Raw genomic sequence first — 8667 nt, forward strand, 5'->3', positions numbered from 1 at the left:
TATCTAGTTTATTGTGTCTGAGGGAATAGAGAAGATAGCAAGTTAGGGAAATCGATTTTAAATCACTGTGATGATTTTAAGAGAAGTTTAGGGAACTCTAGATTTATCAATTGATCAACAGAGTAGCAATTTTATGTCTAATCAAGAAATAAAAGTATCAGAATCCACACTTGATCAAACAAGACATCAAATAGAAGAAAAATATAAGAAATTAAATGCAGAATTAAAAAAATTAAAACAAGAACTAAAAGCAGCAGTAAAAAGTCATGAAAAGCTTCCTCTTTTAAACTCAATTGATGCAATAGAGGAAGAAATAAAAAAAGATTTAGCGTCTTTTCCTACTTTTAAAAAAGTGATTAATTACACAATATCTGAAAAACAAAAGCAAGAATATGAAGAACAGACTAAATATTATCGATATAAAGCCGCTTTTCTTCAAGCTCAACTCGATCTAGGAATATATTCACCAAGATATTCACCAATTTTAAATAAAACAATAAATAACTTTTCGAGACAGAGTGATTCTATAAATATCCGTTTATTACAGTTAAATGAACTTTTAGATTTACTAATGGGCGAAGATTTTTTAGACTTGGTTGAAATGGTAGAAGCACAAAAGGTGAATAAAGTATATTTATCATCACATTTTTTATCTTTATATCAAGTTTGGAAAGACCTTGATAAAATAGAAAAAACCATACAAGATTGCCATGGACAAATAATTCAATTTGATCTTGAAAATCAGCTTTCTCAAATTTAATTATAGATGATCCAATTTTGGTGCGTTACGGCATCATAAAAATGATAACTTATCCCGAAAAACTCTAGTTAGCCTAACGCACCCTACTTACTTGATTGTTTACTATACTATAATTAAATATCTAGAACTCGTTAAATTACAAGACAAGAGCTAGAAAATTAACATTTCGTCTGTTGGAGTTTTAAATCTTGCCAACTGAAAAGCAGAAAGATGCTGCGATCTTTGTTTGTCAGTTACTTTCTAACCTTTATCAATCAATTCATTTATTTCGCTATGATAAAAGACTAAAAAATATCTATATTATGGCAGGAATAAATGAACAAATAGAAATTTTAATTGATGAAAATGGAACCTGGGAGTTTGAGTCATGAATAAACCGCTTGAAGAAATGACTAATGCTGAATTACGTCGTTATTTGTCTGAAAATAGAAATGATGAAAATGCCTTTAGTCAAGCATTGGAGTTGTTAATGAGTCGTAAAAAAAATACAACTAAATATCCATCTCCTTTAACTATGTCTTACGATGAAGTAGAAGCTATTTTCAAAGATAAAATTAAAAAAATTGCAGATTAATTTTTTGAGTGATTATAGTTATTATAGGGTGTATTACCCTGCGTTAATACACCAAATTATCTAGTTTTGGGGCGTTACAGCATAATCAAAATAATAACTTATCTCGTCTAATTACTCTTTTAACCAAGCAAATATTTCACCTACTGTTAGTTGTAATCTTTCGGCAAATTCTGGAACGGGTAATATTCTCTCTGGTCTTTCAAATAATTGAACAGATTTATCACCATAATAGACGAAAATTAAGAATTCTTCTGGATCTAATAACCATCCCATTTGAGTTCCATTATCTAAACTATGAAGAATATTACGAATGACTTTACTGTGACTTTGTTGTGGGGATAATATTTCTATAATCCAGTCAGGAGGAAGTTGAAAAGAATTAGCTACTTGTCCATCATTATCACGGGGAATACGTTCCTGACGAAAAACAGCAATATCTGGAACAATTGATCGACCATCAAACGTACAACGAAGTTCAGGAAAAGCTTGTCCTATTTTTTGTGTTTTTAAAGCAATAGTTATGGCAAAAGTTAACTCTCTTTGAAGAATACTATGTTTTCCTTGAGGCATCGGTTTTTGTTCAATTTTTCCATTTATATATTCATTGGCGGGTTTTGTTTCAGGCAGTTCTAAAAATTTTGCTAAGGTTAAATTACCTTTAATTGAATTAACTGTAACCATTTCTTCTCCTCTTATTATTAATCTAATTTTACTATGATTGTTAAGATTTTAAGTTCATAATTATTTTTTCGACTCAATCATTGAACTATATAATAAATTAAGCATCACTTTTATCATATTAATTTTAATCATGAATTTACCCACTTGGATCACCGTTTCTCGTTTAATGGGACTTCCTTTTTTATTCTATTTCCTCAACACGCCTACCCCTTCCATCGTTGGATATGCGTAGTTATTTTCCTCATTGCAGCCTCCACAGACTGGGTAGATGGTTATTTAGCCAGAAAGTTAAATCAAGTTACTGAATTAGGCAAATTTCTCGACCCTTTGGTAGATAAATTATTAGTCCTTGCACCTTTATTATGTTTAATTTCTCTGCAACAAGTTCCTGCTTGGGGTGTGTTTTTTAATATTAGGCCGAGAAATAGCGATCGCAGGCTGGCGTATTAACCCCAACTTAACCGGAAATACTACCATTCAAGGGGCAAATATTTGGGGAAAATTCAAAACTGTCAGCCAAATCACGGCGATCGCATTGTTGATCGCACCCCTTCCCCAACCCTGGGAAACCGTCTCTATTACAGTATTTTGGCTGTCTGTGGTCTTAACTTTAGGCTCTGGGATCATTTACCTACTTCCTACAAATAGCCCTGAAAAGATAAACTAGAAAAGTTAAGAAATCATAATCAAACATGACTGGGACAACAACGGCGATCGCAACACAAGACTACGATGTTATCATCATTGGTTCAGGAATGGGGGGTTTAGTGACGGCCACCCAACTCGCTGCAAAAGGGGCCAAAGTATTAGTGTTAGAAAAATATTTAATTCCTGGGGGAAGTGCCGGTTATTTTGAACGGGAAGGGTATCGCTTTGATGTGGGTGCATCCATGATTTTTGGTTTCGGAAATGAAGGCACAACCAACCTGTTAACCCGTGCTTTAGATGCGGTTAATGTCAGTCTAGAAACTATACCCGATCCTGTTCAAATACATTACCATTTACCCAACAACTTAGACCTAAAAGTACACAAAAATTATGAAAAATTTATTGACGAATTAACGGAAAAATTCCCCCACGAAAAGGAAGGAATTCGTCGCTTTTATGACGAATGTTGGCAAGTTTTTAACTGTCTCAACGCCATGGAATTACTCTCTTTAGAAGAACCCAGATACTTGATGAGAGTGTTTTTCCAGCATCCTTTTGCCTGTTTAGGATTAGTCAAATATTTACCCCAAAATGCAGGAGATATTGCCCGTCGTTACATCAGTGATCCTGAACTTTTAAAGTTTATTGATATGGAATGTTATTGTTGGTCAGTGGTTCCTGCAGATAAAACCCCGATGATCAATGCGGGTATGGTATTTTCAGATCGGCATTATGGAGGCATTAATTACCCTAAAGGTGGCGTGGGAACCATTGCAGAAAAGTTAGTGGAAGGGTTAGAAAAATTCGGTGGAAAAATTCAATATAAAGCCCGTGTTACTAACATTTTAATGGAAAAAGGAAAGGCCGTGGGAGTCCGATTAGCCGATGGGAAAGAATATCGAGCAAAACGCATTGTTTCTAATGCCACTCGGTGGGATACCTTTGAAAAATTATTACCGACAAATGACATCCCTAAAAAAGAGGAAAAATGGCAACAAAGGTATGAAAAATCTCCTAGTTTTTTAAGTTTACATTTAGGAGTTAAATCCGACGTTTTACCTATAGGAACTGAATGTCATCATATTGTTTTAGAACAATGGGAAAGTATGGAAGATGAACAAGGAACTATTTTTGTCTCGATTCCTACTTTGCTTGATCCGAGTTTAGCCCCAAAAAATCATCATATTATTCATACGTTTACCCCGAGTTATATGAAAGAGTGGCAAGGACTTTCTTCTCAAGCGTATCACCAAAAAAAAGAAGAAGCTGCCAGTCATTTAATTGAACGGTTAGAAAAGATTTTTCCTGGATTAGTTGAAGGATTAGACTATCAAGAAGTGGGAACCCCTCGAACCCACCGACGCTTTTTAGGCCGAGATCAAGGGACCTACGGGCCGATTCCCAGTCGCAAGTTACCAGGATTATTAGGAATGCCCTTTAATCGTACGGTTATTCCTGGGTTATACTGTGTGGGGGATAGTACCTTTCCTGGTCAAGGACTCAATGCTGTGGCTTTTTCTGGGTTTGCTTGTAGTCATCGCATTGCAGTGGATTTAGGACTATAAACGATTACAGAAATACTCTTTATATTTCTTTGCATTTCTTTAAGTGGATCTACCGTTGAAGAATAAGGCATTATTGTTGATGATAAGTATATGTTGGTAACTTCTAAAGTTTAGAGTTAATCCCGTTTTTTATTAGTTATTATAGAAACTGAAACCAGTCAGTCAAATAAAGGTGATTAATTATAGGATTAGCTCTAAAATAAGTTATTATAAATTTTCATCAGACGATTCAACTTTTTATTAATAAAATGTTCTTAGTAAAATGTCATATCCTTCTAAAGATAATAATTTGGAGAAATCTCTACTTCAAGAAATACTAAACCCATCGGATTATGATACAAATTTTGAAAATTTTACTCAGATGATTACTGACTTGTTTGGGGTAGATTTCTGCTTAATTATTTCTGATTTTAATCATCTAAAGTATTTTTATACAGTAGGAAAGTCTAATGAAAATAATTCAGTTATTTCTCCTAAAAAAGTATCTAATTTAATGCAGAGCTTTTGGATGATCAATTTAAAATATGAGTCAAAAATCAATTCTGTTAGTAATTTAGAACATAAAAAACATCAAAAACTATTACCTTTTTTTCAAGAGTTTAATGTTAAATCTCTGTTAGGAATAAGTACAAGTTTTAAAGGACAAATCAATGGGATTATCATCTTAGGTAAACAAGAACCATTACAATGGAGTCAGAAAGACAAAACAACATTAAAAAGAGTTTCCTGTATTATTGGAATGGCTTGTCATTTAAGTCAAATAAATACAATTATTAATGAAAAAAATATTAATAGAGATTCTCCTCTTTTTCAGAGTAATACTCCTAAACCCATAGAAGAAAACCCTATCCTCAAACTCTGGTGGCAAAGTACAAAAAAACAATTAGATAAACAGTTAGAATGGAATAGAAAAGTTATCTATAACATGATCACTATTATGAGTGATCAAACCCGTAATCCTCTCGCTATTATTAAAATGGTAATTACTGTTTTGCGAAGTAAAGAATTGTCTCCTGAAGACTTAATAAAACGATTGACAATGTTAGAAGAAGCTTGGAGTAAGCTGAATAATATCAATGAAAAGATTTTACAATTAAAACATTTAAAATCTCAAGATTCTAGTTGTAATTTAGTTTCTACTAATCTAAAAGAATTGATTGATAATATAACACATACTTGTCAAAGTAAATGGCAAGAAGATGCTAAAAATTCTCTTACACTAAGGATTGATTTTAGTCTCCAACCTAAACAATTGATTATAACTGATACTCAACATTTCACGAATATTATAGAAGAACTATTAACAAACGCTGGTAAATTTTCCGTTCCTAACTCCACTGTTACTTTAGAAGTAAATCAAGAGAATAATTCTAATAATTCACCAATTATTATCACCTTATCGAATCTTAGTGAATATGGTTGTCAAGACAATACGACTGAGTTTTTTTGAACCTTTTTATCGAGAACAAATTGTTATAGATAGTGGGATTCCGGGCATCGGAGTCGGATTGAATATTGTTAAAGATTTAGTGGAACTCCTTCAGGGAAAAATTACCGTTCATTGTCTTCCCACAGAAAACCCTAAACATTGTAAAATTGTATTTAGATTGGTTCTTCCTCAATCCTTATCCTCATCGTAATTTAAACGTTGTATGCTAACTAAACGCGGTTCCTCGAAGTCACTGCGCTGGCAACATTCTCGATATTCAGCCCTTGGCCGTCAATGGGAAGTTTCCTTATTTACGTTTCAATTTTTACTCTTTCTATTATGGGATAAACTATTAAAAAATAATAGTATAAAACAACGACAAAAAAGAGCAAGATGGTTAGTTAGAAACTTACTGCAACTGGGGCCAACTTTTATTAAAATTGGTCAATCTTTATCAACTCGTGCTGATTTAATACCCTTAGAATATATTCAAGAATTAAGCCAACTTCAAGATAATGTTCCTCCTTTTAGTACCGAGGAAGCGGTTATAATGATTGAAAAGGAGTTAGGTCAACCCGTTTATGATTTATTCGATAGTTTTGAAACAGAAAGAGGACAGAATCAAATTGCTGTTGCTAGTTTGCCTAATAGGTTTGGTAAGTTTTGGAATGGTCGTCAAATTAAACATTTAAGAAGACACTACCAAAAACTTAGAAAACAACTTCAAAAGGCTAATAAGCGCAAGGTAGTTAAACGTCTAGAATCTAAAGAAAGACGCATCATAACCTATATCAATCATTGTATTTCTAAGCAGTTAGTTCAGTTTGCCAAAGACTATGGTATGGGATTAAGATTTGAAGATTTATCTAATATTAGACAAACTTCAAAACAATCCAAAAAAGTCAGGTCTGATGCAGGAAATAGTCGCCATACTTGGTCATATTTCCAGTTAGAAACCCTAACTCGTTATAAAGCCATTAAAAATGGTGTTCCTTTTGAACTAATACCTGCTCCATATACTTCTAAGTCAGATCATCGTAATGGTGTGATTGGGAAAAAGAAATGGGCATTGGTTCAGAGGAGTTGATGGTTATCAATGTAATAGCGATTGGAATGCTAGTCAAAACATAGGTCAATGGCTTGGTTTTTCATGTCCTTTAGACTCCCGACCCTCTCGGATTTAAAATCCGAGAGGAAAGCGGGAGCGCATTCCGCGCCTTCAGAAAACTGTATTTGTAATGGATGCAGACGGTTTAAAGGATGGGGTCAATGGGAGTCCCCCTAACTAGGGTAATGTCTAAACAGGTGGATTTATCCCCTGTTTAGATAACCTCTAGAATCCCTGCGGTTTTAACCCAGGGAGTCTCAAATAATAGCGGTTTTCAATTGGGTGTATCAATATTTTAGTTAAGTTGAGTGTGGGGAGTGTGGGAGGGGTGGGGAGTGTGGGGAGGATTTGCATTTTAATGTTTAATCTATGCAAATGAAACCCGCTATAAAAACTAAACAAGAAACTCAAGGAAATCAATTCTTAAGCAGTTACAGTCAAAATCAACTCTATTATCCACCCCGCTGCCCCCCTTTTAAAGGGGGTGTGGGGGGTTGGAGGCGTTAGCGAAGGTGCAAGATGTGAGCTTTTTCTAGAAGACAAAAACCTGTACAATACTCGACATACCTATACAGAATGTCTAGGATGCACTATAGACCAAGTGAATTTGCCGATTTAGCAGGAGTTAGTGTCAAAACATTACAAAAGAGCTAATCATGTACGCAATTAAGAGAGAATTAAAGCTGAATAACAAAGAAAAGAGCTTTTTTGCTGGCTGTGCTGGCTTTTCTCGCTTTGTATACAATCATGGCTTATCTTTACTCAAATCCACCTGGGATATTCCCGAAATTTCTGGCAGTGACTCAAAACGGTTAGATGCTATCAAGAAAGTCTTTACAAACATTACTAAAAAGCAAACAGAATATTTATGGACAAATAAATATTCATCTCGCATTTATCAGAATGCTTTTAGGGACTTGAAAAAAGCATTTTCCCGTTGGAGAGAGCCTAAAATAAAAGCAGACTTACCTCGTTTTAAAAAGAAGAAAGATCACTGTAGTTTTACAGTAGATAGTTCTAACGGTAAGGTATTAGTCAAGGAGGGAAAAAAGATAAAATTCCTACTTTGGGAACATTCAGATTAAAAGAGGCTATCCCTTATAACTGTGTTTCTCAAACCTTTACTATATCGAGGTCTGCAGGGAAATGGTATATAAGTTTTGCCGTTTCAGCTTGTAAAAGACCTGAGATGAAACACTGCCATAAAAGTAGGAATTGACTTAGGAATAAAAACTTTTGCCACTCTTAGTGACGGAAACACCTTGGAGGCTCCATCTTCCATCAAAAAAGCGAAAACCAAGCTAGGAAAGATACAATGGAGAAACAGAAATAAGGTACACAGCAACCGTCGTTCTGGAATCTCTGATCTAAAATGCGGTTAAATATTACCAGAAACTAAGAAAAAAGCATAAAGAATAACAACATTCGAGAAGATTTTCTGCAAAAACACCACATTATTGGCCAAAACTTATCACATTATTCTATAGAAGATTAAACATAAAGGGATGATGGCTAACACAAATTATCCATGCTTATTAATTTAGGATTGTATCGTTTCGAGAATTGTTGAGTTATAAACAAGAATGTTTTGGCTTTTTGTTAACCATAGTAGATAGGTGGTTCCCCAGTTCAAAACTTGTTCAGTCTGCGGAAATATACAAATATCCTTATTTGAAAGAGTTTATTATTGTCAAATTGTGGCCAAGTTATGGACAGGGATCTCAACGCCTCAAAAATATCGAAGGTTGGATCAAGAATGCCGATGGCTTATCGGTGAAAGCCTGTGGACAAGAAGGAGCCGTCTCCCTTGGTTGAAGCAGGAATTGAACAACAAGCCTGTCCAGGTTTGTCTAGGTTTCATGAAGCAGTCAACACAAGAGTTGATAAGTTGATTTTATATAT

10 protein-coding genes and 2 pseudogenes are annotated in these 8667 nt (G+C 34.3%); 11 read left to right on the forward strand and 1 reads right to left on the reverse strand.

What is annotated here, in order from left to right; all coding sequences use genetic code 11:
* Positions 1–133 precede the first annotated feature (133 nt).
* The 3 genes from C4E06_RS14195 (at position 134) to C4E06_RS14205 (ending at position 1334) form a co-directional block, all read left to right on the forward strand.
* Positions 134–760, forward strand: coding sequence for a hypothetical protein (locus tag C4E06_RS14195; protein ID WP_107668667.1), 627 nt, complete (start codon positions 134–136; stop codon positions 758–760).
* Positions 761–948: 188 nt separating this feature from the next.
* Positions 949–1131: a hypothetical protein gene (locus C4E06_RS14200; RefSeq protein ID WP_107668668.1), complete on the forward strand. Its 183-nt coding sequence runs from the start codon at positions 949–951 to the stop codon at positions 1129–1131.
* The gene (locus tag C4E06_RS14205; RefSeq protein WP_107668669.1) at positions 1128–1334 is read left to right on the forward strand and encodes a hypothetical protein; all 207 of its coding nucleotides are present in this window, start codon (positions 1128–1130) and stop codon (positions 1332–1334) included. The genes C4E06_RS14200 and C4E06_RS14205 overlap by 4 nt, the downstream gene beginning before the upstream one ends.
* Before the next feature lie 111 nt (positions 1335–1445).
* Here the strand turns inward: C4E06_RS14205 and C4E06_RS14210 are convergent, their stop codons facing one another.
* The gene (locus C4E06_RS14210; RefSeq protein ID WP_107668670.1) at positions 1446–2015 is read right to left on the reverse strand and encodes a Uma2 family endonuclease; all 570 of its coding nucleotides are present in this window, start codon (positions 2013–2015) and stop codon (positions 1446–1448) included.
* A 130-nt stretch (positions 2016–2145) separates the two neighbouring features.
* Between C4E06_RS14210 and pgsA the strand changes: the two are divergent.
* The 8 genes and pseudogenes from pgsA to C4E06_RS28795 all read left to right on the forward strand — a co-directional run bounded on the left by pgsA (position 2146) and on the right by C4E06_RS28795 (position 8580).
* A pseudogene (pgsA, locus tag C4E06_RS14215) lies at positions 2146–2682 on the forward strand (CDP-diacylglycerol--glycerol-3-phosphate 3-phosphatidyltransferase).
* Positions 2683–2707: 25 nt separating this feature from the next.
* The gene (gene crtH, locus C4E06_RS14220) at positions 2708–4228 is read left to right on the forward strand and encodes a carotenoid isomerase (protein ID WP_107668671.1); all 1521 of its coding nucleotides are present in this window, start codon (positions 2708–2710) and stop codon (positions 4226–4228) included.
* Between the two features lie 262 nt (positions 4229–4490).
* Positions 4491–5678: a GAF domain-containing protein gene (locus C4E06_RS14225; RefSeq protein WP_198648687.1), complete on the forward strand. Its 1188-nt coding sequence runs from the start codon at positions 4491–4493 to the stop codon at positions 5676–5678.
* The gene (locus C4E06_RS27950) at positions 5644–5868 is read left to right on the forward strand and encodes an ATP-binding protein (RefSeq protein ID WP_198648688.1); all 225 of its coding nucleotides are present in this window, start codon (positions 5644–5646) and stop codon (positions 5866–5868) included. Before C4E06_RS14225 ends, C4E06_RS27950 begins: the two co-directional genes overlap by 35 nt.
* Positions 5869–6264: 396 nt before the next feature.
* Positions 6265–6946, forward strand: a pseudogene (locus C4E06_RS29575) (RNA-guided endonuclease TnpB family protein); the annotation flags it as partial.
* Between the two features lie 475 nt (positions 6947–7421).
* Positions 7422–7850 (forward strand): helix-turn-helix domain-containing protein, encoded by a 429-nt coding sequence (locus tag C4E06_RS28790; protein ID WP_232826252.1) that lies wholly within the window; start codon positions 7422–7424, stop codon positions 7848–7850.
* A gap of 141 nt (positions 7851–7991) precedes the next feature.
* The gene (locus C4E06_RS29580; RefSeq protein ID WP_370051341.1) at positions 7992–8147 is read left to right on the forward strand and encodes a hypothetical protein; all 156 of its coding nucleotides are present in this window, start codon (positions 7992–7994) and stop codon (positions 8145–8147) included.
* Positions 8148–8331: 184 nt separating this feature from the next.
* The gene (locus tag C4E06_RS28795; protein WP_232826253.1) at positions 8332–8580 is read left to right on the forward strand and encodes a hypothetical protein; all 249 of its coding nucleotides are present in this window, start codon (positions 8332–8334) and stop codon (positions 8578–8580) included.
* Positions 8581–8667: the final 87 nt, after the last annotated feature.

Origin of the sequence: Cyanothece sp. BG0011 (assembly GCF_003013815.1) — a bacterium.
Lineage (GTDB): Bacteria > Cyanobacteriota > Cyanobacteriia > Cyanobacteriales > Microcystaceae > Crocosphaera.